General features: G+C 72.7%; 22 protein-coding genes. 14 read left to right on the forward strand and 8 right to left on the reverse strand.

The window, feature by feature from the left end; translation table 11 throughout:
• Window positions 1-62 precede the first annotated feature (62 nt).
• Complete coding sequence (gene fabG / locus I4Q55_RS14585) at window positions 63-767, forward strand: beta-ketoacyl-ACP reductase (protein WP_206788255.1); 705 nt, start codon at window positions 63-65, stop codon at window positions 765-767.
• Window positions 768-802: 35 nt separating this feature from the next.
• Window positions 803-1,570, forward strand: coding sequence for an enoyl-ACP reductase FabI (gene fabI, locus I4Q55_RS14590; RefSeq protein ID WP_206788256.1), 768 nt, complete (start codon window positions 803-805; stop codon window positions 1,568-1,570).
• A 3-nt stretch (window positions 1,571-1,573) separates the two neighbouring features.
• On the opposite strand, the gene I4Q55_RS14595 is transcribed toward fabI, so the two are convergent.
• Both I4Q55_RS14595 and I4Q55_RS14600 read right to left on the reverse strand, forming a co-directional pair.
• A complete protein-coding gene (locus tag I4Q55_RS14595; RefSeq protein ID WP_206788257.1) occupies window positions 1,574-2,734 on the reverse strand; it encodes a Cmx/CmrA family chloramphenicol efflux MFS transporter in 1,161 nt (386 codons plus the stop codon).
• A gap of 68 nt (window positions 2,735-2,802) precedes the next feature.
• Window positions 2,803-3,384: a TetR/AcrR family transcriptional regulator gene (locus I4Q55_RS14600; protein WP_206788258.1), complete on the reverse strand. Its 582-nt coding sequence runs from the start codon at window positions 3,382-3,384 to the stop codon at window positions 2,803-2,805.
• An 86-nt stretch (window positions 3,385-3,470) separates the two neighbouring features.
• Between I4Q55_RS14600 and I4Q55_RS14605 the strand changes: the two genes are divergently transcribed.
• Window positions 3,471-4,514, forward strand: a complete 1,044-nt coding sequence (locus tag I4Q55_RS14605) for a ferrochelatase (RefSeq protein WP_206788259.1) — start codon at window positions 3,471-3,473, stop codon at window positions 4,512-4,514.
• 5 nt (window positions 4,515-4,519) lie between these two features.
• Here the strand turns inward: I4Q55_RS14605 and I4Q55_RS14610 are convergent, their stop codons facing one another.
• The gene (locus I4Q55_RS14610; protein WP_206788260.1) at window positions 4,520-5,317 is read right to left on the reverse strand and encodes a hypothetical protein; all 798 of its coding nucleotides are present in this window, start codon (window positions 5,315-5,317) and stop codon (window positions 4,520-4,522) included.
• Between the two features lie 100 nt (window positions 5,318-5,417).
• Between I4Q55_RS14610 and I4Q55_RS14615 the strand changes: the two genes are divergently transcribed.
• Both I4Q55_RS14615 and I4Q55_RS14620 read left to right on the forward strand, forming a co-directional pair.
• Complete coding sequence (locus I4Q55_RS14615) at window positions 5,418-6,815, forward strand: ATP-binding protein (RefSeq protein WP_206788261.1); 1,398 nt, start codon at window positions 5,418-5,420, stop codon at window positions 6,813-6,815.
• Window positions 6,812-8,773, forward strand: a complete 1,962-nt coding sequence (locus I4Q55_RS14620) for a VWA domain-containing protein (protein ID WP_206788263.1) — start codon at window positions 6,812-6,814, stop codon at window positions 8,771-8,773. Before I4Q55_RS14615 ends, I4Q55_RS14620 begins: the two co-directional genes overlap by 4 nt.
• 34 nt (window positions 8,774-8,807) lie before the next feature.
• On the opposite strand, the gene I4Q55_RS49155 is transcribed toward I4Q55_RS14620, so the two are convergent.
• The gene (locus I4Q55_RS49155; RefSeq protein ID WP_242545989.1) at window positions 8,808-8,996 is read right to left on the reverse strand and encodes a hypothetical protein; all 189 of its coding nucleotides are present in this window, start codon (window positions 8,994-8,996) and stop codon (window positions 8,808-8,810) included.
• Window positions 8,997-9,410: 414 nt separating this feature from the next.
• Here I4Q55_RS49155 and I4Q55_RS14630 point away from each other — a divergent pair, with 414 nt between their 5' ends.
• Window positions 9,411-10,187, forward strand: coding sequence for a MerR family transcriptional regulator (locus I4Q55_RS14630; protein ID WP_206788265.1), 777 nt, complete (start codon window positions 9,411-9,413; stop codon window positions 10,185-10,187).
• Window positions 10,188-10,211: 24 nt separating this feature from the next.
• The gene (mshC, locus tag I4Q55_RS14635; RefSeq protein ID WP_206788266.1) at window positions 10,212-11,450 is read left to right on the forward strand and encodes a cysteine--1-D-myo-inosityl 2-amino-2-deoxy-alpha-D-glucopyranoside ligase; all 1,239 of its coding nucleotides are present in this window, start codon (window positions 10,212-10,214) and stop codon (window positions 11,448-11,450) included.
• A gap of 50 nt (window positions 11,451-11,500) precedes the next feature.
• On the opposite strand, the gene I4Q55_RS14640 is transcribed toward mshC, so the two are convergent.
• Both I4Q55_RS14640 and I4Q55_RS14645 read right to left on the reverse strand, forming a co-directional pair.
• Complete coding sequence (locus I4Q55_RS14640) at window positions 11,501-13,132, reverse strand: ABC-F family ATP-binding cassette domain-containing protein (protein WP_206788267.1); 1,632 nt, start codon at window positions 13,130-13,132, stop codon at window positions 11,501-11,503.
• A 156-nt stretch (window positions 13,133-13,288) separates the two neighbouring features.
• Window positions 13,289-13,765, reverse strand: a complete 477-nt coding sequence (locus tag I4Q55_RS14645) for a MarR family winged helix-turn-helix transcriptional regulator (protein WP_206788268.1) — start codon at window positions 13,763-13,765, stop codon at window positions 13,289-13,291.
• A gap of 145 nt (window positions 13,766-13,910) precedes the next feature.
• On the opposite strand from I4Q55_RS14645, the gene I4Q55_RS14650 reads away from it, so the two are divergent.
• The 3 genes from I4Q55_RS14650 to I4Q55_RS14660 are packed head-to-tail and all read left to right on the forward strand — an operon-like array spanning window position 13,911 to window position 16,554.
• Entirely contained in the window at window positions 13,911-14,498 is a 588-nt protein-coding gene (locus I4Q55_RS14650; RefSeq protein WP_206788269.1) for a helix-turn-helix transcriptional regulator, read from the forward strand.
• Window positions 14,495-15,757, forward strand: coding sequence for an MFS transporter (locus tag I4Q55_RS14655; RefSeq protein WP_206788270.1), 1,263 nt, complete (start codon window positions 14,495-14,497; stop codon window positions 15,755-15,757). The genes I4Q55_RS14650 and I4Q55_RS14655 overlap by 4 nt, the downstream gene beginning before the upstream one ends.
• On the forward strand, window positions 15,721-16,554 hold the full coding sequence (locus I4Q55_RS14660) for a metallophosphoesterase (RefSeq protein WP_206788271.1): 834 nt from the start codon (window positions 15,721-15,723) through the stop codon (window positions 16,552-16,554). Before I4Q55_RS14655 ends, I4Q55_RS14660 begins: the two co-directional genes overlap by 37 nt.
• Here the strand turns inward: I4Q55_RS14660 and I4Q55_RS14665 are convergent.
• Window positions 16,549-17,094, reverse strand: a complete 546-nt coding sequence (locus I4Q55_RS14665; protein WP_206788272.1) for an ABATE domain-containing protein — start codon at window positions 17,092-17,094, stop codon at window positions 16,549-16,551. The genes I4Q55_RS14660 and I4Q55_RS14665 overlap by 6 nt on opposite strands.
• 38 nt (window positions 17,095-17,132) lie before the next feature.
• Between I4Q55_RS14665 and I4Q55_RS14670 the strand changes: the two genes are divergently transcribed.
• Entirely contained in the window at window positions 17,133-18,077 is a 945-nt protein-coding gene (locus tag I4Q55_RS14670) for a phosphotriesterase (protein WP_307793205.1), read from the forward strand.
• On the opposite strand, the gene I4Q55_RS14675 is transcribed toward I4Q55_RS14670, so the two are convergent.
• Window positions 18,078-18,977, reverse strand: coding sequence for a PAC2 family protein (locus tag I4Q55_RS14675; protein ID WP_206788274.1), 900 nt, complete (start codon window positions 18,975-18,977; stop codon window positions 18,078-18,080).
• A 38-nt stretch (window positions 18,978-19,015) separates the two neighbouring features.
• On the opposite strand from I4Q55_RS14675, the gene metH reads away from it, so the two are divergent.
• Genes metH through I4Q55_RS14690 form a run of 3 tightly spaced genes read left to right on the forward strand, consistent with a single transcriptional unit; the run spans window position 19,016 to window position 24,760 of the window.
• On the forward strand, window positions 19,016-22,561 hold the full coding sequence (metH, locus tag I4Q55_RS14680) for a methionine synthase (RefSeq protein ID WP_206788276.1): 3,546 nt from the start codon (window positions 19,016-19,018) through the stop codon (window positions 22,559-22,561).
• Window positions 22,562-22,574: 13 nt separating this feature from the next.
• Complete coding sequence (locus I4Q55_RS14685; RefSeq protein ID WP_206788278.1) at window positions 22,575-23,237, forward strand: HAD family phosphatase; 663 nt, start codon at window positions 22,575-22,577, stop codon at window positions 23,235-23,237.
• Window positions 23,238-23,296: 59 nt separating this feature from the next.
• Window positions 23,297-24,760 carry an AlkA N-terminal domain-containing protein gene (locus I4Q55_RS14690; protein WP_206788280.1) on the forward strand — a complete coding sequence of 488 codons (1,464 nt, stop codon included), beginning with the start codon at window positions 23,297-23,299 and terminating at the stop codon, window positions 24,758-24,760.
• Window positions 24,761-24,770: the final 10 nt, after the last annotated feature.

The following is a 24,770-nucleotide window of genomic DNA, read 5'->3' on the forward strand; positions in this document are numbered from 1 at the left end:
CCCGCGGGCACTGCCGATAACCTCGTGCGCGTCAGCCGCGCAGACGAAGAGTGGAGAACACAGTGGGACGGTCGGTTCTGGTCACCGGGGGCAACCGGGGTATCGGTCTGGCGATCGCCCGGGACCTCGCCGAGCAGGGACACCGGGTCGCCGTCACGCACCGTGGTTCGGGGGCGCCCGAAGGGCTCTTCGGGGTCCAGGCCGACGTCACCGACACCGAACAGGTCGACGCCGCCTTCAAGCTCGTCGAGGAGCACCAGGGGCCGGTCGAGGTGCTCGTCTCCAACGCCGGGCTGACCGACGACACGCTGCTGATGCGGATGAGCGACGAGCAGTTCGAACGCGTCATCAACGCCAACCTCACCGGCGCCTACCGCGTCGCGAAGCGGGCCTCGCGCGGCATGCTGCGCGGCAAGTGGGGCCGGTTCGTCTTCATCTCCTCGGTCGTCGGCCTCTCCGGCTCGGCCGGGCAGGCCAACTACGCCGCGTCGAAGGCCGGCCTGGTCGGGTTCGCGCGCTCGCTGGCCCGGGAGCTCGGCTCGCGCAACATCACCGCGAACGTCGTCGCGCCCGGGTTCGTCCACACCGACATGACCGACGAGCTGCCCGAGGCGCGCAAGAAGGAGATCCTCGCGCAGGTGCCCTCCGGCCGGTACGCCGAGCCCGCGGAGATCGCCGCCGCCGTGCGCTACCTGGCCTCCGAAGAAGCCGGCTACGTCAACGGTGCCGTGCTGCCCGTCGACGGCGGCCTCGGCCTCGGCCACTGACCGAAAACCCAGACAGAACAAGACTTGGAGGACCTGTGCCCGGACTGCTCGAAGGCAAGCGCCTGCTGATCACCGGCATCATCACCGACGCGTCGCTCGCCTTCCACGCGGCCAAGATCGCGCAGCAGGAGGGCGCCAAGGTCGTGCTCACCGGCTTCGGCCGCATGTCGCTGGTCGAGCGCATCGCCAAGCGGCTGCCCGAAGAGGCGCCGGTGATCGAGCTGGACGTCACCAATCAAGAACACCTCGACGGCCTCGCCGGCAAGGTCCGCGAGCACGTCGACGGCCTCGACGGCGTGCTGCACTCGATCGGCTTCGCCCCGCAGACCTGCCTCGGCGCGCCGTTCATGGACGCGCCCGCCGAAGACGTCAAGACCGCGATCGAAATCTCGACCTACTCGTACATGTCGCTGGCGAAGGCGTGCCTGCCGCTGCTGGGCCGGGGTTCCTCGTACGTCGGCATGGACTTCGACGCGCGCGTCGCGTGGCCGGTCTACAACTGGATGGGCGTCGCGAAGGCCGGGCTCGAGTCGGTCAACCGGTACCTGGCCAAGGAGCTGGGGCCGCAGGGCATCCGCGTCAACCTGGTCAGCGCCGGCCCGATGAAGACGATGGCCGCGAAGTCCATCCCGGGCTTCGTCGACCTGGAGGACGGCTGGGGCGAGCGCGCGCCGCTCGGCTGGGACAGCACGGACCCGGACCCGGTGGCGAAGAGCGTCTGCGCGGTCCTGTCGGACTGGCTCCCCGCCACCACCGGCTCGATGATCATGGTCGACGGCGGGGTCCACTTCCTCGGCGTCTGAGCTTCACACGGCCACGAGCTCACGGTCGTCGTTCCGCTGGACAGCGGCGGCGACCGTGAGCGCGGCCAGCGTGGCGACGCCGAGGGCGATGCCCGTCCAGGCGACGCTCGGGAAGCCGAGGCCGGCGTCGATCGCGACACCGCCCAGCCAGGGGCCGACGGTGTTGCCGACGTTGAACGCCGCGGTCGTGCTGGCGCCCACGAGCACGGGCGCGTCGCCGGCGACCTGGTAGGCGCGCACGTTCAAGGCCGGGTTGGCCCCGAACCCGGCGACGCCGAAGACGGCCACGGCCGCGACGGCCACCAGCGTGTCGGTGGTCAGCGCGAGCACGAGCAGGGCCGCCAGCGCGAGCCCGAGGCAGCCGTAGAGGGTCGCGAACGGCCGCCGGTCGGCGAGCCGGCCACCCGCGGTGATGCCGATCAGGGCGCCGACCCCGAACAGGGCGAGAACGCCGGGCACCCAGTGCCCGGGCAGTCCGTCGGTCTCGGTCAGCAGGGGCGCGAGGTAGCTGAACGCGGCGAAGATCATGGCCTGCGCCAACGCGATCACCCCGAGGGCGAGCCAGACCCGGCCGCGCCGGTACAGCCGCAGTTCGCCGCGGACGCTCACCGCGTCGCCGGTCGTCTCGGGCACGAGCGCCGCCACCCCGGCCACCGCCAGCAGGGTCACCCCGGCCACCGTCCAGAACGCCGCGCGCCAGCCCGCGTGCTGGCCGAGGAACGTTCCCGCCGGCACGCCGGCGATGTTCGCCACGGTCAGGCCGCCGACCAGCACCGCCATCGCCCGGCCGCGGCGGTCCACCGGCACGAGCGCGATCGTCGTCGCGGCCGCGACGGCCCAGAAGCCCGCGCAGGCGAGGGCGGCCACGACCCGCGTCGCGAACAGGAGCGCGTAGCCCTCGGCGAGGGCGCCGACGACGTGGGCCGCGACGAACACGCCGAGCATCACCAGGAGGGTGCGGCGGCGGGGGAGCCGCAGGGTGCCGATCGCCAGCAGGGGCGCGCCGACGACCATGCCGACGGCGAACGCGGAGATCAGCAGCCCGGTTTCGGGGATGCCGACCCCGAGGTCGGCGGCCATCCCGGGGAGCAGGCCGGTGATCATGAACTCGGACGTGCCCAGCGCGAACACGCTGAGCCCGAGGACGAAGACGGCCAGGGGCACGGGGTCTCCTCTGATTGTGTATCGGTCAGTTCAAAACCAGGGCGCGGGTGATCCCTGTCGTGCGGCGCTCAGCGCGTGATGGCCGAAAGTGCGATGTCGGCGACGGCGCGCATGCTGTCGCGGCTCGATCCCCGGCGGGCCATCACGCGCAGGCCCGACGTGGTGCTGAGCAGGTATTCCGCCACGTCGGCGGGGTCCAGGCCGTCGCGGAGGCTGCCGTCGAGCACGCCTTCCCGGACGCAGGCGGTGAACATGGCCAGGTTCCGGTCGGTGTCGTGCCGCAGCGCGGCACCCACTTCGTCGTCGGGCACGCCCAGCTCGGCGAGGGTGTTGACCACCAGGCAGCCGCGGCGGTGCTCCTCGAGGTCGTCCTCGATGGTGCTGTCGAGCACCGCGGCGAGCCGCTCGGCCGCGGTGCCCGGGCCGTCGAGGATCGCCTGCCGCTTGTCCAGCCGGGTGCTGGTGTAGTGCGCCAGCGACCGCCCGAAGAGGGCCCGCTTGCTGGTGAAGGTGTTGTAGACGCTGCTGCGGCCGAGCCCGGTGGCCTCGCACAGGTCCTGCGTCGAGGTGGCTTCGTAGCCGTGTGCCCAGAAGGCGTGCATCGCCTTCTCGACGGCGGCGGTCTCGTCGAACTCCCGTGGCCTGGCCATGGGGTCACCGTACCAGAGTTTTGGACTGGTCGATTCATAACCGGCCCGCATCAGCGTGCGGGCGGCCACAGCGGCAAGATGACGGGGTGGGATACGACGCGTTGCTGTGGCTTTCGTTCGGCGGTCCGGAAGGGCCCGACGACGTCATGCCGTTCCTCGAAAACGTCACCAGGGGCCGGGGCGTGCCGCGCGAACGGCTGCTGGAGGTCGCCGAGCACTACCGGCACTTCGGCGGGGTTTCGCCGATCAACAAGCTGAACCGCGACGCGATGGCCGCGGTCGAGAAGCAGCTCGCGGCGGCCGGCATGGAGCTGCCGGTGCACTTCGGCAACCGCAACTGGCACCCGATGGTCGAAGACACCCTGGCGTCGCTGACGGCGTCGGGCGCGAAGCGGGTCCTGGTGTTCCCCACGAGCGCGTACGGCGGCTACTCGGCGTGCCGCCAGTACGACGAGGACATCGAGCGCGCCCGCGCGGCGGTCGGTTCCGAGGCACCCGAGCTGGTGAAGATCCGCCAGTTCTTCGACCACCCGCTGTTCGTCTCGGCGGTGGCCGACGGCGTGCGCGCGGCCCACGCGTCCCTCGGGAACGAGCCGGGGATCCGCACGGTGTTCACGGCGCACTCGGTGCCGGAAAGCGCAGACCGCGCCTCGGGCCCCCCGTCGGAGGGCGGCCGCCGCTACTCGCGCCAGATCGCGGAGGCGGCACGCCTGGTGGCGGCCGAAGCGGGCATCTCGGAGTACGACGTGGTGTGGCAGTCGCGCTCGGGGCCGCCGCAGGTGCCGTGGCTGGAGCCGGACATCGTCGACCACATCGACGCCCTGCACGCCGAGGGGGTACCCGGCGTGGTCGTGTCGCCGATCGGCTTCGTGTCGGACCACCTCGAGGTGATCTGGGACCTGGACAACGAGGCGGCCGAGCGCGCGGCGGAGCACGGAATGGCGTTCGCCCGCGCGGCGACGGCGGGCGCGGACCCGCGGTTCGCCGAGCTGGTGGTCGAGCTGATCCGCGAGCACACGCACGGAGCGGAACCGCGAAAGCTGTCACCGTTCCCGGCAGCGGGCTGCACGATCAACGGCGCACCCTGCGCGATCGGCTGCTGCGAACCGGCGAAGCGCCCGGCCCGCTGACAGACTCAGCCTTCGCGGGCCGTCTGCTCCGCGAACACGCGCACCGCTTCGTTGACCGCCGCGCAGCGGGCCGTGCGGACCGCGTCCGACAGGGGGCGCAATGCCTGGGCCCGCAACGTCGACGCCGATGCCGACAACGCCCCGCCCGGGTCGTCCGAGGACGCGATCGCCAGGATCGCCGCGATCTCCTCCGCCCGCTGCAACACCCGCAACGCCCGACCGGGCGTCCCGGCCGGCCAGTCGACGTCCGGGCGGGATCGCAAGTGCGCCGACAGCTCCGCCCGCACCCCCGGCCGGTCCGAGGCGACGTCCAGGGCCTGCAACGCGCCGGCGCTGTTGCGGATCGCGTCCGTCAGCCCGTGCTCGGCCTCGCCGAGCGGGACGTACTCCGGCGTTGTCGGCGAGGTCAGCGAGTACACCGTCCAGCGCACCAGGCCTTCGGCGATCGGCTCCGGCACCAGGCCGAAGCCGAGGTCCGGGAGCACCAGCGCGTCACCCGCGCGCAGCGCCGCCTCGGTGAACGGACCGCCGCCGCCGAGGCCGCGGACGTCGCCCGGGACCGGGAGGACCAGGTGCAGCGATTTCGCTCCTTGCGAACGCAGTGCCATCAGCAGCTGCACCGGCGTGGCCGCCCGGTTGAACGCCAGCGGGAGCGCGAAAGCGTCGGCCGCGGTGGCGTCGGCGGCCACGACGTCGTGGGCCTCACCCCACGCGAGCAGGGCATCGAGGACATCGTCGGACGCGGCGGCCCCGTTGAGCCACGCGCTCGACCAGACGGCGAAAGTCGCACTGGGACGGCACACGACGCCTTATTTTACCGGGCCGCCCGGGATCCCGGGTGCGCGCCCACGCTGGAGCCGCTCCACGTCGACGCACCGCCGATCCGGCAGTAGCGTCGAACGGGTGACCGCTGTTCCAGACGCTCTTCCCCGCACCGCCGGGGCCCTGCGCGCGGCCGGGTACGAGCCGCGCCCGATCGCCCGAGAGATCCACGACAACCTGCTGACCGCCCTCAAGAACGGCGAAGACGCCTGGCCCGGCATCGTCGGCTTCTCCCGCACCGTGCTGCCGCAGCTGGAGCGCGCGCTGCTGGCCGGCCACGACGTCGTCCTGCTCGGCGAACGCGGCCAGGGCAAGACCCGCCTGCTGCGCACCCTGGCCGGCCTGCTCGACGAATGGACGCCCGTCATCGAGGGCTCCGAGCTGGGCGAACACCCGCTGCAGCCGATCACGCCCGCGTCGATCCGGCGCGCCGCCGAGCTCGGCGACGACCTGCCGGTGGCCTGGCGCCACCGCTCCGAGCGCTACACCGAAAAGCTCGCCACGCCGGACACCTCCGTCGGCGACCTGATCGGCGACGTCGACCCGGTGAAGGTCGCCGAAGGCCGCAGCCTCGGCGACCCCGAGACCATCCACTTCGGTCTCGTCCCGCGCGCCCACCGCGGCATCGTCGCCATCAACGAGCTGCCCGACCTCGCCGAGCGCATCCAGGTCGCGCTGCTGAACGTGATGGAGGAGCGCGACATCCAGGTCCGCGGCTACACGCTGCGGCTGCCCCTGGACGTCCTGCTCGTCGCCACCGCGAACCCCGAGGACTACACCAACCGCGGCCGGATCATCACCCCGCTCAAGGACCGCTTCGGCGCCGAGATCCGCACCCACTACCCCCTCGACGTCGAGGCGGAGGTCGCGGTCGTCCGGCAGGAGGCGAACCTCGTCGCCGAAGTCGGCGAGCCACTGCTGGAAGTGCTCGCCCGGTTCGTCCGGAACCTCCGCGAATCCACGGTGATCGACCAGCGCTCCGGGGTCTCGGCGCGGTTCGCCGTCGCCGCGGCGGAAACCGTGGCGGCCGCGGCCCTGCGGCGCTCGGCGCTGACCGGGGAAGAGCCCGCGGTGGCGCGCCCGGTCGACCTCGACGCCGTCCCGTCGGTGCTGCGCGGCAAGATCGAGTTCGAACCCGGCGAGGAAGGCCGCGAGATCGAGCACCTGGTGCACCTGCTGCGGATGGCGATCGCGGAGACCGCGCGCGACCGGTTCGCCGGCCTCGACCTGCGGCCGCTGGCCGACGCGGTCGGCGAAGGCCACCTGGTCTCCACCGGCGAGCGCGTGCCGGGCAAGGACGTCCTCGAAGCCCTGCCGGAGCTGCCGGTGCTGCACGAGGTCGCCCAGCGCGCCGGCGTCGCCGCCGACGAGCCCGCCGGGCGGATCGCGGCCGCCGTCGAACTCGCCCTCGAAATGCTGTTCCTCTCGCGGAGGCTCGCGAAGGACTCCGACGACGCGACGACCGTCTACGGCCGATGACCGCGGTCCCGCTCCCCGACGGCTACTCCTACGGCCCGTGGCACGACGGGCCGGACCCCCTCGCGCCGCCGGCCGACCTGCGTGACGCGCTCGACGAGATCGGCCAGGACGTCATGGCCGGCGCGTCACCGCGGGCCGCGCTGGAGGAAATGCTGCGGCGCGGCACGAACCGCACCGCGGGCCTCGACGAGCTGACCCGGCGGCTCTGGCAGCGCCGGTCGCAGATCCAGCGCCGCAACAACCTGGACGGCACGCTCCAGGAAGTCCAGCGCCTGCTCCAGGAAGCCCTCGACGCCGAACGCCGCGAGCTGTTCCCGGACCCGGACGACGACGCCCGGTTCCGGGAGGCCCAGCTCGACGCCTTGCCGCCGGGCACGGCCGCGGCCGTCAACGAGCTCGCGAACTACGACTGGCGCTCCGAACAGGGCCGGGAGAAGTATCAGCAGATCCGGGACCTGCTCGGCCAGGAGCTGATGGAGTCCCGGTTCCAGGGCATGAAGCAGGCGCTGCGGAACGCCGGGCCCGAGGACGTCGAGCGGATCAACGAGATGCTCTCCGACCTCAACGACCTCCTCGAGGCGCACGCCCGCGGGGCCGAGGACATCCAGCAGCGCTTCGCAGACTTCATGGCCAAGCACGGCGAGTTCTTCCCGGAGAACCCGCGGAACGTCGAGGAGCTGATCGACGCGCTCGCCGAGCGGTCGGCGGCCGCGCAGCGCATGCTCAACTCGATGTCGGCGCAGCAGCGCGCCGAACTCGCCGAGCTGACCCAGCAGGCCTTCGGCGACCCGCGCCTGGCGCAGCAGCTGTCCCGGTTGGACGGTCAGCTGCGGGCGGCGCGGCCGGGCGAGGACTGGACCGGCTCGGCGCGCTTCCGCGGCAACAACCCGCTGGGCATGGGCGAAGGCGCCCAGGCCATGCAGGACCTCGCCGAGCTGGACGCGCTGGCCGAGCAGCTCGGCCAGTCGTACCCGGGGGCGCGGCTGGAGGACATCGACCTGGAGTCGCTGGAGCGTCAGCTCGGCAAGGACGCCGGCGTCGACGCCCGGCGGCTGGCCGAGCTCGAACGCGAGCTGCGGCGCCAGGGCCTGTTCGAACGCGCCGCCGACGGCTCGCTCCGGTTGTCGCCCAAGGCGTTGCGGCGCCTCGGCGAGACAGTGCTGTCCGACATCGTGAACGCGTTGCGCGGCAAGACCGGCGAACGCGAAACGGAGTCCGCGGGCGCGGCCGGCGAGCCGACCGGCGCGTCGCGGCCGTGGCGGTTCGGGGACATGCAGCCCTGGGACGTGCCGCGGACCATCCGCAACGCCGTGCTGCGCTCGGTGGCGGTGGGCGAGCGGCAGGTGCGGCTCGACGTCGAGGACGTCGAAGTGGTCGAGACCGAGCACCGGACGCGCGCGGCGGTGGCGCTGCTGGTCGACACGTCGTGGTCGATGGTGCAGGAAGGGCGCTGGCTGCCGATGAAGCGCACCGCGCTCGCATTGCACCAGCTCATCAGCACCCGCTTCCGCAACGACGCCCTGCAGCTGATCACGTTCGGCCGCTACGCGCAGTCGATGGAGCTGCCGGAGCTGGTCGGCCTGGAGGGCGCGTGGGAGCAGGGCACCAACGCCCACCACGGGCTGCTGCTGGCCGGGCAGCACCTGCGGCGGCACCCGGACGCCCAGCCGGTGGTCCTGATGGTCACCGACGGCGAGCCGACGGCCCACCTGGAACCCGACGGCGAGGCGGTTTTCGACTACCCGCCCCAGCCCCGGACCCTCCACAAGACACTGTCCGAAGTGGATCGGCTGGCCAAGCTGGGCGCGTCGATCTCGGTGTTCCGCCTCGGCGACGACCCGCGGCTGACGTCGTTCGTGGACCTGATCGCCCGCCGCTCGGGCGGCCGCGTGATCGCCCCGGACCTCGACGGCCTGGGGGCGGCGGTGGTGGGGGACTACCTGCGCACCCGACGGTGATCGCGGGCGGGCGCGCACCCGCGCCCGCCCGGTGTCACAGCTCGATCCCGAGCCGGTCGCGGACGGCGGCGATCACCTTCTCCGTCTGCGCCCGCAAGGCCGCGAGTCCCGCCTGTTCGTCGGCCGAGCCGAGGTAACCCGCCAAGTCCGCCCGCACGCCCTCCTGCCAGACGGCCTCGACCCGCTGCGTCGCCGCGATGTCCTCGTCCGGACGGCCCGGCACCCGGCACCGAGGAGCCCACGGTCGCCGGGGAAGCCGTCGGCGATCGACAGCGTCGAGATCACCGCGACGCCGGCGGCCGCGATCGCCTCCACCTGGTGCTCCGCGAGAGCGTCGAACGGGACGTGGGCCAGCACGTCCACTCCGGTGGGCAGCAGGTCCACGGCTCCGCGCGCGGTCGGCACGTGTGCCGCGACGACCAGCCCGGCTGGAGGAGCGCACGTCGGCCGCGCCCGGCCCGGCGGCAAGGGCCTCGCGGACCGTGTCCGGCTTGCTGAACATGTCGAGCACGGTCGTGACGCCGAACGTGAGCGCCTGCCGGCGCGCCGTCGAAAACGCGGGTGCCGGTGATGGTCGTGGTCACCCGGCCGACGTTAAAAGTTGACACCGTGTGAAGGTCAACTTCAAGCTGGAGGGATGCAGTACTCGATCAGCCAGGTCGCGAAGGCGTCCGGCGTCTCGGCGCGGATGCTTCGCCACTACGACGCGATCGGTCTGCTCACCCCGGCGTCGGTGGCGGAGAACGGCTACCGCTGGTACGGCCGGCTCGAACTGCTGCGCTTGCAGCGCATCCTGCTGCTGCGGCGGCTCGGGCTCGGCCTCGCCGAGATCGGGGCCGTCCTCGGCGAGCAGGTCGACGAGGCGGCCGCGCTGCGCGGGCACCTGGCCCAGCTCGAGGCGGAGCGGCGCCGTCTCGACCGGGTCATCGCCACCGTCGAGGAGACGATCACCGACCTCGGCCACGCGCGGATCGACGACCCGGACCGGTTCTTCGCCGGGCTGCGCAAGGACAGCGCGGCCATGCGTCGGAGCTACCGGGAGACGTTCGGCGAGGGGGCCGCCGCGACCTTCGACGCCGCCCGGGCCGCCCAGGACGGGCTCACCGCCGCGGACTACCGGCACGCGGCCGCCCAGGGGGCGGCGCTGTTCCGGCGGCTGGCCGCCGTCATGCGCTCCGGCGCGGCGCCGGAGGACGCCGCCGCGCTCGACGCCGTCGCCGAGCACTACCGGTCGGTGACCCGCTTCTGGCAGCCGACCGCCGCGGCCTACGCCGCGCTGGGCGGGCTGTACCTCGACGATCCCCGGCAACGGCAGCTGGCCGAGCGGGCCGATCCGGAGCTGCCGGCGTGGCTGGCGCGGGCCATCGCCGCGTACGCGCGCGTGAGGCTCGTCCCACCGCTCGGGAAAGCATGACACACCTGCCCTTACAGTCGAGGTATGCAGACTTGGTCATCGGTCGACGTGCCCCGCATCCCCGGCACCCCCCGCCCGCTGCGGCTCCACGACACGGCCACCGGGCAGATCCGCCCCACCGCGCCCGGCGCCACGGCCCGGATGTACGTCTGCGGCATCACGCCCTACGACGCGACGCATCTGGGGCACGCCGCGACGTACCTGGCCTTCGACCTGGTGAACCGCATCTGGCGGGACAACGGGCACGACGTCCACTACGTGCAGAACGTCACCGACATCGACGAGCCGCTGCTGGAGCGGGCCGAGCGCGACTCCGACGACTGGGTCGTGCTCGGCATGCGGGAGACGGCGCTGTTCCGCGAGGACATGGTTGCCCTCCGGGTCTTGCCGCCGAAGCAGTTCGTCGGGGCCGTCGAGAGCATCCCGGAGATCGTCGAGGTCATCGCGAAACTGCTGGCCGACGGCGCCGCCTACCGCGCGGACGACCCGGAGTTCCCGGACATCTACTTCGACCGTTCCGCGACCGGCAGGTTCGGTTACGAGTCGAACTACGACGCCGAGACCATGGCGAAGTACTTCGCCGAGCGCGGCGGCGATCCCGACCGCGCCGGCAAGCGCCACCCGCTCGACGCGCTGCTGTGGCGCGTGGCCCGCGACGGCGAGCCGTCGTGGGAGTCGGAGCTCGGCGCCGGCCGCCCGGGCTGGCACATCGAGTGCAGCGCCATCGCGGTCAACCGGCTTGGCCTCGGGTTCGACCTGCAGGGCGGTGGCTCGGACCTGATCTTCCCGCACCACGAGTACAGCGCCGCGCACGCCGAAGCCGTCGCCAAGGACGGCCCGTTCGCCCGCCACTACGTGCACGCCGGGATGATCGGCCTCGACGGCGAGAAGATGTCGAAGTCGCGCGGGAACCTCGTGTTCGTCTCGCGGCTGCGCGCCGACAAGGTCGACCCGGGCGCGATCCGGCTCGCGCTGTTCGCCGGCCACTACCGCGAAGACCGGCCGTGGACCGCGCAGCTGCTGGCCGACGCCGAAACCCGGCTCGCGCGCTGGCGCGAAGCCGTGTCGCTGTCCACCGGACCGGCGGCGGAGGACACCGTCACGCGGCTGCGCGACCACCTGTCCGACGACCTCGACACGCCGAAGGCACTGGCGGCGATCGACGCGTGGGCGAACGAGGCCCTGCGCCGCGACGGCACCGACCCGACGGCCCCGGGCCTGATCCGCGACGCCGTCGACGCCCTCCTCGGCATCACCCTCTGACGCAGCGGAAGGGCCCGGCCCGCTGCCGGGCCCTTCCGCTGTATAACGGCCTACACGGCGACGGGTCGGCCGTCGGCCAGTTCCAGGCGGTCGCCGGACCAGTCCCGGCGCAGCCACCGGTCGTGGGACGCGATGACGACCGCGCCCGGCGCCGTCTCCAGGGCCGCGAACAGCTCTTCGGCCAGGGTCAGCGAAATGTGGTTCGTCGGCTCGTCGAGCAGCAGCACGTCCGGCGGTTCGGCCAGCAGGATCGCCAGTGCCAGCCGCCGCCGCTGGCCGACCGACAGCGCCCCGACCGGCTGCCGGAGGTCCCGGGAGGCCAGCAGGCCCAGCCGGCTCAGCGGGGGAGCGTCCTCGCCGAGCGCCTCCCGGTACACGCGGGCCGCGGTCCGCTCCGGCTCGGCGAACACGACGTCCTGCTCCAGCAGCCCGACCCGCACGCCATGTCCGAAGTGGACTGTCCCGGCCGCGGGCGTGAGCCGGCCGGCCAGCACCGAGAGCAGCGTCGACTTCCCGGCGCCGTTCCCGCCGGTGACGAGCAGCCGGGCCGAGCCGTCGACGTCCAGCCGCGGCAGGCTCAACCGGCCCGGAACCTCCAGTGACCGCACCGAGATCGCCGGGCCGTCGCCGGTGGCGCGGCCGGTGAGTTCCGCCTTGAACCGCAGGGGGGCCGGCGGCTTGCGGACCTGGTCGCGTTCGAGGTTCTCCAGGCGCTGCTCGGCGTCGCGCACCCGCCGCGAGATCGTCTTCTGGACGCGGGCGCCCTTGAAGGCGTGGATGAACTTGTCGTTGTCGCGCGGGCCGCGGCCGTAGGCGACGTTCCGCGCGGTGACCGCGACGGTTTCCCGCAGCTCCTTCAGTTCTTCCTGTTCCTCGGCGTACCGCTGTTCCCAGCGCGCCCGCTCGGCCTTCTTGTGGCCGAGGTAGTCGCGGTAGCTGCCGCCGTAGCGCACCGCGCCGCCGGCCTGCCGGTCGGCCGCGGCCGGGTCGAGGTCGACGATGTCGGTGCAGACGGCGTCGAGGAACACCCGGTCGTGCGAGGACAGCACGACGATCCCGGTCAGCTCGGTGAGGTGGCGTTCCAGGAACTCCATCGCCGCGTCGTCGAGGTGGTTGGTCGGCTCGTCGAGCAGCAGCGTCTCCGGCTGCCGGATCAGCAGCGCGGCCAGGCCGAGCCGGGAGCGCTGCCCGCCCGAGAGCGTGCCGAGCCGCCGGTGGAGTTCGATGCCGCCGAGGCCGAGCCCGTCGCAGACGAGCTTCGCGCGGCGGTCGGCGTCCCAGAGGTCGTGGGCCTGGGCCCACTCCAGGACCCGGCCGTACTCCTCGAGCACGCCCGCGTCGTCGGGCCGGTCGGTCATGGCCGCGGTCAGCTCGTCGAGCCGGGCCGTGGCGGCCCGGATCTCGGCGAGCGCGTCGTCGAGCACGTCGGCGAAGGTCGCGTCCATCGGGAACGGCAGTTCCTGCAGCAGGAAGCCGACGTCCGGGCCGCGCAGCACCTCGCCGGAGCGGGGTTCTTCGAGCCCGGCGAGCAGGCGCAGCAGCGTGGACTTGCCGGTGCCGTTCTCGCCGACCAGGCCGAGCCGCTGCCCGGCCGACGCGGTGAGCGAAACGCCGTCGAGGACGACGCGGGTGCCGTAGCCGAAGACGACGTCCTTGGCCTGCAACGGAAAAACGGGAGACATGTGCGATCACCGAGCCCTGGGGGAAGAAAGCGGAGATCCCGGCCGGGCGTCGTGGCACGCGGGAGCATCGGCTCGACCGGGTGCCGCCTCAGGCGGGATGGGCGCGGTTCAGTTCCTCATAGTGGAACCAGGTTAACGCAACAACCGTAGAGTTAGTCAACGGGTTATGGCCTGGGTCACATCTGGGAGCTCGTTCGTGGACCGCTCGGCCGCCGCGGTGCCGTCGGTGAGGAACTCGAGCAGGGCGGTCAGCTGACGGCGGTCGAAACGGGCGAGGCGCTCGCCGACGAACCGGGCCATCGGCGCGTAGAGCTCGGCGAGCTCGGTCATCCGGTCGGGCAGCGGCCGCACGACGAGCCGGCGGCGGTCCGCGGGATCGGGGGCGCGCTCGGCGAGCCGGTGTCGTTCCATCCGGTCGAGCAGCCGGGTGAACGCGCCCGTGCTCATCCCGAGCAGCCGGGCGAGCTCGGACGGCGAATCGCTGACGCCGCCGTGGAGCAGGTGCAGGCAGTGCAGCTCGGTCGGGGTGACGGCCATCCGCTCGGCGACCGCCGCGTGGAAGAGCGCGGTGGAACCCACGAAGCGGGGTAGGGCGAGGGCGGCGGCGGTGGCGAGTTCGCGCTGGTCGGGCAACGTCCATCCAAGGTTCGGTGAGGACGCAGTCACTGCCCCGTGCAGTCACTGCACCGCGAACGATAGCGGATCCGCTTGACAAACCCGCAGGCGGGACCAATTATGAAAGAGAACTTTCGAAATAGTTCTTTCAGATTGGACGACCATGGCCGGGCTGCCGCCGCGTAAGCGGATCGAAGACGTCGAGCTGCTGCGCGCGCTGGCGCACCCGCTGCGGTCGGCGCTGCTGAACCACCTGACCGCCGTCGGCCCGCGCACCGCCAGCGAGTGCGCCGAGGCGGTCGGCTCGACGGCGTCCAACTGCAGCTGGCACCTGCGCCAGCTCGCGCAGTACGGCCTGGTCGAGCGGGCCGACGCCGAGGACGGCCGCGAACGGCCGTGGCGCGCCCGGCAGGTCGGTCTCGAGCTGGGGGAGCCGGCCGACGACCCGGCGCACCGGGCCGCGCAGCTGGGTGTGGTCGGCGCGCAGCTGACCCACGAGCAGGAGCTGACCCAGCGGTACCTGGACTCCCTCGACGATCTCGACCCGGAATGGCGCGCGGCCACCGGGTTGTCCACGTACGCGCTGCGCGTCACGCCGGCGGAGCTGACCCGGCTGGCCGAGGCGATCGACGCGCTGGTCCGGCCCTACGTCGGCGCGATCCGCGCGGACGCCCCCGCCGACGCCCGCCCGGTGCACGTCGGCCTGCGGGCGTTCCCGCGCATCGAACACTCGGGGAAGGCGGAGGAATGAAGCAGCTGCTGGGGGTGCCGGCGTTCGCGCGGCTGTGGGTGGCGGCGTTCTTCGGCGAGACGGCCGAGTGGATGCTGCAGGTGGCGTTGCCGATCTACGTCTTCCAGCGCACGGGCTCCGCCGCGACGACGGCGCTGAGCATCGTGCTCGGCCTGCTGCCCGCGGTGCTGCTGAGCCCGGTGGCCGGCGTCGTCGCCGACCGGTGGAACCGCCGCGCGGTGCTGTTCGGCGTCTGCCTCGGGCTCGCCGTCGTGGCGCTCCCGCTCCTGGCGGAGCCGGGCGTCACCGTGGTGTACGCGGTGATGGCCGCCCAGGCGGCGCTGGCGTCGGTGTTCGAACCCGCGCGCAACGCGCTCGTGCCGGAACTGGTCGGCGTCGCGGACGTGACGGCGGCGAACGGCCTGATGAGCGTGAACGGCAGCGTCGCCCGGCTGGCCGGTGGCTGGGCCGGGGGTGCGCTGCTCGGTTTCGGCGGGCTCGCCGACGTGATGATCGGCTACCTGGCCGTCCTCGCGGTCGCCGCCGCGCTGCTGGCCAAGCCGTTCCGCCGCGTCACCGCGCCGGCACCGGCGCCCGCGCGGGAACCGGTGGTCCGGGCCTGGCTCGACGGCCTTCGCGAGCTGACGCACAACCGGCGGCTCCGGCGCACCGGGCTCGCGCTCGTGTTCACCTCGCTGGCGCAGGGCATGTTCCTGGTGCTGTTCGTGGTCTACGTCCTGGACGTCCTCGGGGGCAGCGAAGCCGACGCGGGCCTGCTGCGGGGCGTGCAGGCGCTCGGCGGGCTGGCCGCCGGGTTCGCCCTGGCCACGGTGGCGCGGCGGGTCGCGCCGGCCGCGTTGCTCGGCTGGGGATCCGTGGCGCTGGGGCTGCTGTCGGCGGTGATCTGGAATCTCTCCCTGGTCACGACGGCGCTGGGGCTCTACGCCGGGCTGTTCGTCGTGGTCGGGGCGCCGGGTGTGGTCGTCGGCGCCGGGGTGCTGTCGGAGATCCAGAGCGCGGTCGCGCCCGAGCGCGCCGGGCGGGTGCTGAGCACGACGTTCGCCGCCATGGCGACCTGCACCACGGCCGGAGCGCTGCTGGCGGGCACGCTCGTCGCGACGACCGGGCCCGCCGTGCTGCTGAACGTCCAGGCCGGCATCTACGTCCTCGCCGGCGTGCTGACCCTGGTCCGAAAACGCGGGATCCGGGTGGCTTCGGCAGGCCCGGTGGTTACGGTGGAGGGGTGCCGCACCTCTTCGCCACCAGCGACCTCCACGTGACCCACGAGGGCAACGGCCCGATCCTCGACTCGGTCGTCCCGGAAACCCCCGCAGACTGGCTGCTCGTCGCCGGCGACGTCGCCGAGCTGGCCGAAGCCACCATCGGGACGCTGAAGACCCTGCGCAGCCGGTTCGCGAAAGTGGTCTGGGTGCCGGGCAACCACGAGCTGTGGACGACGAAGAACGACGCCTGCCAGCTGCGCGGCCAGGCCCGCTACGAGTACCTCGTCGAGCAGTGCCGCGAGATCGACGTCTTGACGCCGGAAGACGAGTTCCCGGTCTGGCGGCACGGCTCGCGGCCGCTGACGATCGCGCCGCTGTTCCTGCTCTACGACTACAGCTGGCGCACTCCGGAGGCCGAGGGCCAGTCCCTGGAGGAGGCCCTGCGCCAGGCCCGCGAGGCCGGGGTGGTCTGCACGGACGAGTACTTCCTGCACCCCGACCCGTACCCGAGCCGCCAGGCGTGGTGCGCGGACCGGCTGAAGATCAGCACCGAGCGCCTCGACGCGATCCCCGCGGACCACGGCACGATCCTGATGTCGCACTGGCCGCTGCACCGCCACCCGACGGCGCCGCTGTACTGGCCGGAGTTCGCGCTGTGGTGCGGCACGACGAAGACCGAGGACTGGCACGTGCGGTACCGCGCGGAGATCGCGGTCTACGGCCACCTGCACATCCCGCGCAGCACCGAGGCCGACGGGGTGCGGTTCGAAGAGGTCTCGCTGGGCTATCCGCGCGAGTGGCGGAAGCGGGCGCGGGGCGCGGTGCCGATGCGCCGGATCCTGTGGCCGTCATGATTCCGCGCGCCGCCGCTCCCTGAGCGCGCGGACCCGCCCGCGGCTGGCGCAGGCGGGGGCGGGACACCAGCGGCGCCGGCCGCCCGGGTCGGCGAAGACGCCGCGGCAGTCATGCTCGGGGCAGGCCCGCAGGTCGTGCCGCAGGGGACCGGTGAGCCAGTCCGCGGCCTGGTGGGCCAGCCGGCCGAGCGCGTCGGCGGCGGTCGCGGGAGCGCTGCGGTGGAGCCGGTCGAGCGCGGCCAGGTGCACCGGTTCCGTGTTGAGGAAGGGCGTCAGCGTGCTCACCTGGCCGGCGTCCGGCGGGAGTCCGTCGACCGCGCCGAGGGCGAGTTCGCGGAGGACCTCGCGGAGCTGGTGAGCCGCGCGCACGTCGGCATATGTGGCCGGCGCGAGCGGGGTCAGCTCGGAAACGGCGAGCCAGTCACGCAGCCGCTCGACGGTCGGGATCCGCTCGACCGGTTGCGCACCGAAGTGGCGGCCGCGGGTGGCCAGGAGGTTCAGCCAGGGGGCGCCCATGTCGAGGCGGAAGTCTTCGGACACCTCGCCATCGTAACGGTTGAGGCGTTACACTCGCGATCGTGACTGGGGAACCCAAGGTCAGGACGGTGCTGGGCGACATCGATCCGGCCGAACTCGGCGTGACGAACTCGCACGACCACCTCTTCCTGGCCTCGAAGCTCCTGCCGGGCCAGGAACTGGACGACCCGGCGCACGCGATCCACGAACTGCTGGACTTCCAGGGGGTGGGCGGGGCGGCCGTCGTGCAGTGGACCCCGTTCGGCCTCGGCCGCCAGACCCACAAGCTGGCCTGGATGGCCGAAGAGCTGGGGATGCACGTGGTGGCGGCCACCGGCCTCCACCGGCCCGCGCACTACTCGCCGACCCTGCTGGGCAAGGTGGTCGACGACCTGGTCCGGGTCTTCGTCGACGACCTGGTCGAGGGCACCCCGCCCACGGACCGCCCCTACGACCCGCGGACCGGGCCGCGCGCCGGGCTGATCAAGGTCGCCGGCAGCTACCACGGTGTCGACTCCCACGCGCGGCTGACGCTGACGGCCGCCGCGGTGGCGCACGACGAGACCGGTGCGCCGATCGCCGTGCACCTGGAACTGGGCACCTCGGGCCTCGAAGTGGTCGAGTTGTTGTGCGGAAAGATGGATGTATCACCCGACCGGGTGATCCTCGGTCACCTGAATCGCAACCCGGACCCGATGGTCCAGCGCGAGGTGGCCGAGACCGGCGTGTTCCTGGCCTTCGACGGCCCGTCACGGGCCAACCACGCCACCGACCTGCGGCTCTTCGACGGCCTCCAGGCGCTCGTCGAGGCCGGGCACGGCGGGCAGCTCCTGCTCGGCGGCGACACGACGACGGCCGCGGCCCGCTACGTCGCCGAAGGCCCGGGGATGCGGTACCTGCTCACCACGCTCGCGCCGCGGCTGACCAAGCAGCTCGGCGGCGACGTCGTCACGGCCATGCTGGTGGCGAACCCCGCGCGGGCGTTCGCCACCAGCTGGCTCAAATGACTAGCGCAGGCCGAAGCCTTCGCCGCCGCGGCCGCGGCGGCGCAGGTAGCGCTCGAACTCCGCGGCGATCTTGTCGCCGCTGACGTCCTGCTCGGTGACCTCGCTCTGGGCGTCCCCGCGCTCTTCGAGGCTGCGGACGTACTCGCTGATCTCCTCGTCCTCGTCGGCCATCTCGCTGACCGTCCGCTGCCACTCCTCGGACTGCTCCGGCAGCGCCCCCAGCGGGATCTCGACGTCGAGGATGTCCTCCAGCTTGTGCAGCAAGGCCAGCGTCGCCTTCGGGGACGGCGGGTGCGACACGTAGTGCGGCACGGCGGCCCAGATCGACACGGCCGGGATGCCCGCCTGCACGCAGTAGTCCTGCAGGATGCCGACGATGCCGGTCGGGCCCTGGTAGTTGTTCAGGTCCAGCCCGTAGAGCGACGCCGTGTCCTTGTCGTAGGCCGTGCCGGTGACCGGGACGGGCCGGGTGTGCGCGGTGTCGGCCAGCAACGCCCCCAGCGTCACCACCGTCGCGACGTCGAGCTGCTGGATGTGCTCCAGCAGTTCCGCGCAGAACGCGCGCCAGCGCATGTTGGGCTCGGGGCCCTGCACGAGGACCACGTCGCGGTCGAAGCCGTCGGGGCGGCACACCGACAGGCGCGTCGTGGGCCAGTCCACCCGGCGAGTGACACCGTCCACCATCCGGACGGTCGGGCGGCTGACCTGGAAGTCGTAGTAGTCGTCGGGCTCCAGTTCCGCCAGCGGGGTGGCGTCCCAGTTCAGCTGCAGGTGCTCGACCGCCCGGCTGGCCGCGTCACCCGCGTCGTTCCATCCTTCGAAGGCGACCACCATCAGCGGCCGGGTGGGTTCGGGGCGGCCGCCGGGCGGCCGCGGGGTCTCGTCGACGGGCTCACTCACCGGACCAGCCTACGACCACCGGCCTTACCCTGTTCAGCATGTCCGACCGCCTGTCGTCAACCTTTCTCGAAGCCCTTCGCACGCGCGTCCTGGTGGCCGACGGGGCGATGGGCACCGCGCTGCAGGCCCACGACCTCAGCCTGGACGACTTCGGCGGCCTCGAGGGCTGCAACGAGATCCTCAACGTCACCCGGCCGGACGTGGTCCGCGCGGTCCACCGCGGGTACCTGGAAGCGGGCGCGGACGCTGTCGAAACGAACACTTTCGGGGCCAATTTCGCCAACTTCGCCGAGTACGACATCACCGAGCGGATCTTCGAGCTCGCCGAGGCCGGCGCGCGGCTGGCCCGCGAGACCGCCGACGAGTTCGCGACGCCGGACCGGCCCCGGTTCGTCCTCGGCTCGGTCGGGCCCGGCACCAAGCTCCCGACGCTCGGCCACGCGCCGTTCACCACGCTGCGTGACGCCTACCGCGAGGAGGTCCGCGGCCTGCTGGCCGGCGGCGCCGACGCCGTGATCGTCGAAACCACCCAGGACATCCTCCAGACGAAGGCGTCGATCATCGGCGCGAAGCGGGCGATGTCCGCCGAAGGCCGGACCGTGCCGATCCTCGCTTCGATCACGGTCGAAACCACCGGCACCATGCTGCTCGGCACCGAGGTCGGCGCGGCACTGGCCGCGCTCGAACCGCTCGGCATCGACGTCATCGGGCTCAACTGCGCCACCGGCCCGGCCGAGATGAGCGAGCACCTGCGGCAGCTCGCCAAGCACGCCCGGGTGCCGCTGTCGGTGATGCCGAACGCCGGCCTGCCCGAGCTCGGCCCGGGCGGCGCCGTCTACCCGCTCGGCCCGGAGGCCCTGGTCGAGGCGCTGACCGGGTTCGTCCGCGAGTTCGGCGTCGGCCTCGTCGGCGGCTGCTGCGGCACGACCGACGAGCACATCCGGCAGCTCGCCGACGCCGTCGCCGGGACGAAGCCGGTGCCCCGGCGGCCGCGGCCCGAGCCCGGCGTGTCGTCGCTCTACCAGGCGGTGCCGTTCAAGCAGGACGCCAGCGTGCTCATGATCGGCGAGCGGACCAACGCGAACGGCTCGAAGGCCTTCCGCACCGCGATGCTGGAGGGCCGCTGGGAGGACTGCGTCGAGATCGCCCGCGAGCAGACCCGCGACGGCGCCCACCTGCTGGACCTGTGCGTCGACTACGTCGGCCGCGACGGCACCGCCGACATGGCCGAGCTGGCCGGGCGCCTGGCCACCGCGTCGACCCTGCCGATCATGCTCGACTCCACCGAGGTCGCGGTGCTGCGCGCCGGGCTGGAGCGCCTGGGCGGCCGGTGCGCGGTCAACTCCGTCAACTACGAGGACGGCGACGGCCCGGAGTCGCGGTTCGCCCAGGTCATGCAGCTGGTCAGCGAGTACGGCGCCGCTGTCGTCGCCCTCACCATCGACGAAGAGGGCCAGGCGCGGACCGCGCGGAAGAAGGCCGACATCGCGACCCGGCTCATCGAGGACATCACCGGCAACTGGGGCCTGCGCACCGCCGACGTCATCGTCGACGCGCTCACCTTCACCATCGCCACCGGCCAGGAGGAGTCCCGCCGCGACGGCATCGAGACGATCGAGGCCATCCGCGAGATCAAGCGCCGCCACCCCGAGGTCCAGACCACCCTGGGCCTGTCGAACATCTCCTTCGGACTCAACCCGGCGGCGCGGCAGGTGCTCAACTCGGTGTTCCTGCACGAGTGCGTCCAAGCCGGGCTCGACACCGCCATCGTGCACGCGTCGAAGATCCTGCCGATGGCCCGCATCCCGGACGACCAGCGCGCGGTCGCCCTCGACCTGATCTACGACCGCCGCCGCGCGGGCTACGACCCGCTGCAGGAGCTGATGGCCCTGTTCGAGGGCGTCAGCGCGGCGTCGTCGAAGGCGTCGCGCGCCGAGGAGCTGGCCGCGCTGCCGCTGTTCGAACGCCTCGAACGCCGGATCGTCGACGGCGAGCGGGGTGGCCTCGCCGACGACCTCGACGCGGCCCTGGAGCAGCGGCCCGCCCTGCAGATCATCAACGACACGCTGCTGTCCGGCATGAAGACGGTCGGCGAGCTCTTCGGCTCCGGGCAGATGCAGCTGCCCTTCGTGCTCCAGTCCGCCGAGGTGATGAAGGCCGCGGTAGCCCACCTCGAACCGCACATGGAGACCGGTGACGACTCCGGCAAGGGCCGGATCGTGCTGGCCACCGTCCGCGGCGACGTCCACGACATCGGCAAGAACCTCGTCGACATCATCCTGTCCAACAACGGCTACGAGGTCGTCAACCTCGGCATCAAGCAGCCGATCACGACCATCCTCGACGCCGCCGAAGAGCACGGCGCCGACGCCATCGGGATGTCCGGGCTGCTGGTCAAGTCCACGGTGATCATGAAGGAGAACCTCCAGGAGATGAACTCCCGGGGCGTCTCCGCGCGCTGGCCGGTGCTGCTCGGCGGCGCCGCGCTCACCCGGTCCTATGTGGAGAACGACCTGACCGAGCTGTACCTCGGCGACGTCCGCTACGCGCGGGACGCGTTCGAGGGCCTGCGGCTGATGGACGCGATCATGGCCGCCAAGCGCGGGGAATCGCCGCTGGTGGACGCCGACGCGGAGAAGAAGCGCCAGGAGCGCAGGGAACGCCGCGAACGCTCGCTGCGGATCGCCGAGGCGCGCAAGGCCCGCAAGGTCGAGGAAGAGGGGCCGCTGCCCGCGCGGTCGGACGTCGCCACCGACGTGCCGGTGCCGAGCCCGCCGTTCTGGGGTTCGCGGGTGGTCAAGGGCGTCGCGCTCGCCGACTACGCCGCCATGCTCGACGAACGCGCCACTTTCATGGGCCAGTGGGGGCTCAAGGGCGCCCGCGGCGGCGCCGGGCCGACGTACGAGGAACTCGTCGAGACCGAAGGCCGGCCGCGGCTGCGGTACTGGCTCGACCGGCTGACCGCCGACGGAATCCTGGCCCACGCGGCCGTCGTCTACGGCTACTTCCCGTGCGTCGCCGAGGGCGACGACCTGGTCGTGCTCACCGAGCCCGCGCCCGACGCGCCGGAGCGGCTGCGCTTCACCTTCCCGCGGCAGCGGCGCGACCGGCGGCTCTGCCTGGCCGACTTCTACCGGCCGCGCGAGTCCGGCGAAGTCGACGTCGTGCCCTTCACCGTCGTCACCATGGGCCAGCCGATCGCCGACTACGCGAACGAGCTGTTCGCGGCCGACGCCTATCGCGACTACCTCGAGGTCCACGGGCTCGGCGTCCAGCTGACCGAAGCACTGGCCGAGTACTGGCACTGCCGCATCCGGGGCGAGCTGACCTTCCCCGGCGGTGTGGCGGTCGCCTCAGAGGACCCCGACGACGTCGAGGACTTCTTCAAGCTCGGCTACCGTGGGGCGAGGTTCTCCCTGGGCTATGGCGCCTGTCCCGACCTCGAAGACCGGGCGAAGATCGTCGCCCTCCTCGAACCGGGCCGGATCGGCGTCAAGCTGTCCGAGGAGTTCCAGCTGCACCCCGAGCAGTCGACCGACGCGATCGTCTGCCACCACCCGGAAGCCAAGTACTTCAACACCTGAGGGAGATTCCACTGTGGACGGTCTCGACGCCGTGTTGTGGGACATGGACGGCACGCTCGTCGATTCCGAGAAACTGTGGGACGTCGCCCTCTACGAGACCGCGGACTGGCTCGGCGGCAAGCTTTCCGAAGAGCAGCGGATGACGCTCGTCGGGTCCAACATGGACGACACCTCGGCGTACCTCCTCGAAGTGACCGGCCTTCCGGTGACGCCGGAGGCGATCGCCTCGACCGGCGCGGAGATCCGCCGCCGCACGGCCGGGCTGTTCGACGACGAGCTGCCGTGGCGCCCGGGCGCGCGCGAAGCGTTGACGGCGGTGCGCGAGGCGGGCCTGCGGTCGGCGCTGGTCACCTCGACCGAGCGTGACCTGACCGAGCTGGCGCTGAACACGATCGGCCGGGACTTCTTCGACGTCACCGTGTGCGGCGACGAGGTCGAGGGCCTCAACAAGCCGCACCCGCGCCCGTACCTCAAGGCGGCCGAGCTGCTGGGCGTCTCGCCCGAGCGGTGCGTGGCGGTCGAGGACTCGCCGCCGGGCACGGCGTCCGCGGTCGCGGCGGGCTGCACGGTCCTGGTGATCCCGAACGACGTCGAGGTCGAGGCGGGGGAGCGGCGCGTGTTCCGCGACTCCCTGGTGGGCATCGACGTCCCCGGGCTGGCGGCCCTGCTCGGCTGATCACCACCATGTCGCTTTTCCGCTAGCCCCGGGCCCCGCGCGTCGGCGATGCTGGCGTGGTGCATGAAGACTTCGAACGGTGCGTGCGGGCCGTGCAGGCGAAGGACGCCCGGTTCGACGGGTGGTTCTACACCGCCGTCCTGACCACGAAGATCTACTGCCGGCCCAGCTGCCCGGTGGTGCCGCCCAAGCCGCGGAACATGGCGTTCTACCCCAGCGCGGCGGCCGCCCAGCAGGCCGGCTTCCGGGCCTGCAAGCGCTGCCGCCCCGACGCCACCCCCGGCTCGCCGCTGTGGAACGAGCGCGCCGACCTCGTGGCGCGGGCGATGCGGCTGATCGCCGACGGCGTCGTCGACACCGAAGGCGTCCGCGGCCTCGCCGCCCGGCTCGGCTACAGCGTCCGGCAGGTCGAACGGCAGGTGTTCGCCGAACTCGGCGCCGGCCCGCTGGCCCTGGCCCGCGCCCAGCGCGCGCAGACCGCGCGCACCCTGATCGAAACGACCACGCTGCCGATGACCGAGCTGGCCCTGGCCGCCGGCTTCGGCAGCATCCGGACGTTCAACGACACCGTCCGCGAGGTGTTCGCCCTCTCCCCGACCGAGCTGCGGCAGCGCGCGAAGGGCACGCCGTCGGCGGCGGCCGGCGCGCTGGTCCTGCGGTTGCCCTACCGGAAGCCGCTGTGCCCGGACAACCTCTTCGGGCACCTGGTGGCGACCGGCGTGCCGGGGGTGGAGGAGTGGCGGGACGGCGCCTACCGCCGGACGCTGCGGCTGCCGCGCGGCCACGGCGTCGTCGCGCTGCGACCGGAAGACGGCCACATCGCCTGCCGGCTCACCCTGACCGACCTCCGGGACCTGCCCGCCGCCACCAGCCGGTGCCGCCGCCTGCTCGACCTCGACGCCGACCCGGTCGCCGTCGACGACCAGCTCGCCACCGACCCGCTGCTCGCGCCGCTGGTCGCCGCCGCGCCCGGCCGCCGGGTCCCGCGCACGGTCGACGGCGCCGAGTTCGCGGTGCGGGCCGTGCTGGGCCAGCAGGTCTCGACGGCGGCGGCGCGGACCCACGCGGCCCGCCTCGTCGTCGCCCACGGCGAGCCGGTCGACGACCCCGAAGGCGGCCTGACGCACCTGTTCCCCTCGGCGCCGGCGCTGGCTTCCCTCGACCCCGAGACCCTCGCGATGCCGCGCAGCCGCCGTCGCACACTGCTGGCCCTGGTCGCCGCGTTGACGGACGGCCTGGACCTCAGCGCGGGCAGCGACTGGGAGGCGGCACGGGCGGCTTTGTCCGCACTGCCGGGTTTCGGGCCGTGGACGGTCGAGAGCATCGCCATGCGTGCCCTCGGCGACCCGGACGCCTTCCTCCCCACCGACCTCGGCATCAAGTACGCGGCGGAGACGCTCGGCCTCGGCGGCCAGGCCGCCGTCGTCGCCCGGTCCGCGTCCTGGCGCCCCTGGCGTGCTTACGCCACCCAGCACCTGTGGGCCACCGGTGACCACGCGATCAACCGGATGCCCGCGGCATGACCCCGACAGG

It is taken from the genome of Amycolatopsis sp. MtRt-6, from assembly GCF_017308975.1.
In the GTDB taxonomy this organism is placed as follows: Bacteria; Actinomycetota; Actinomycetes; order Mycobacteriales; family Pseudonocardiaceae; genus Amycolatopsis.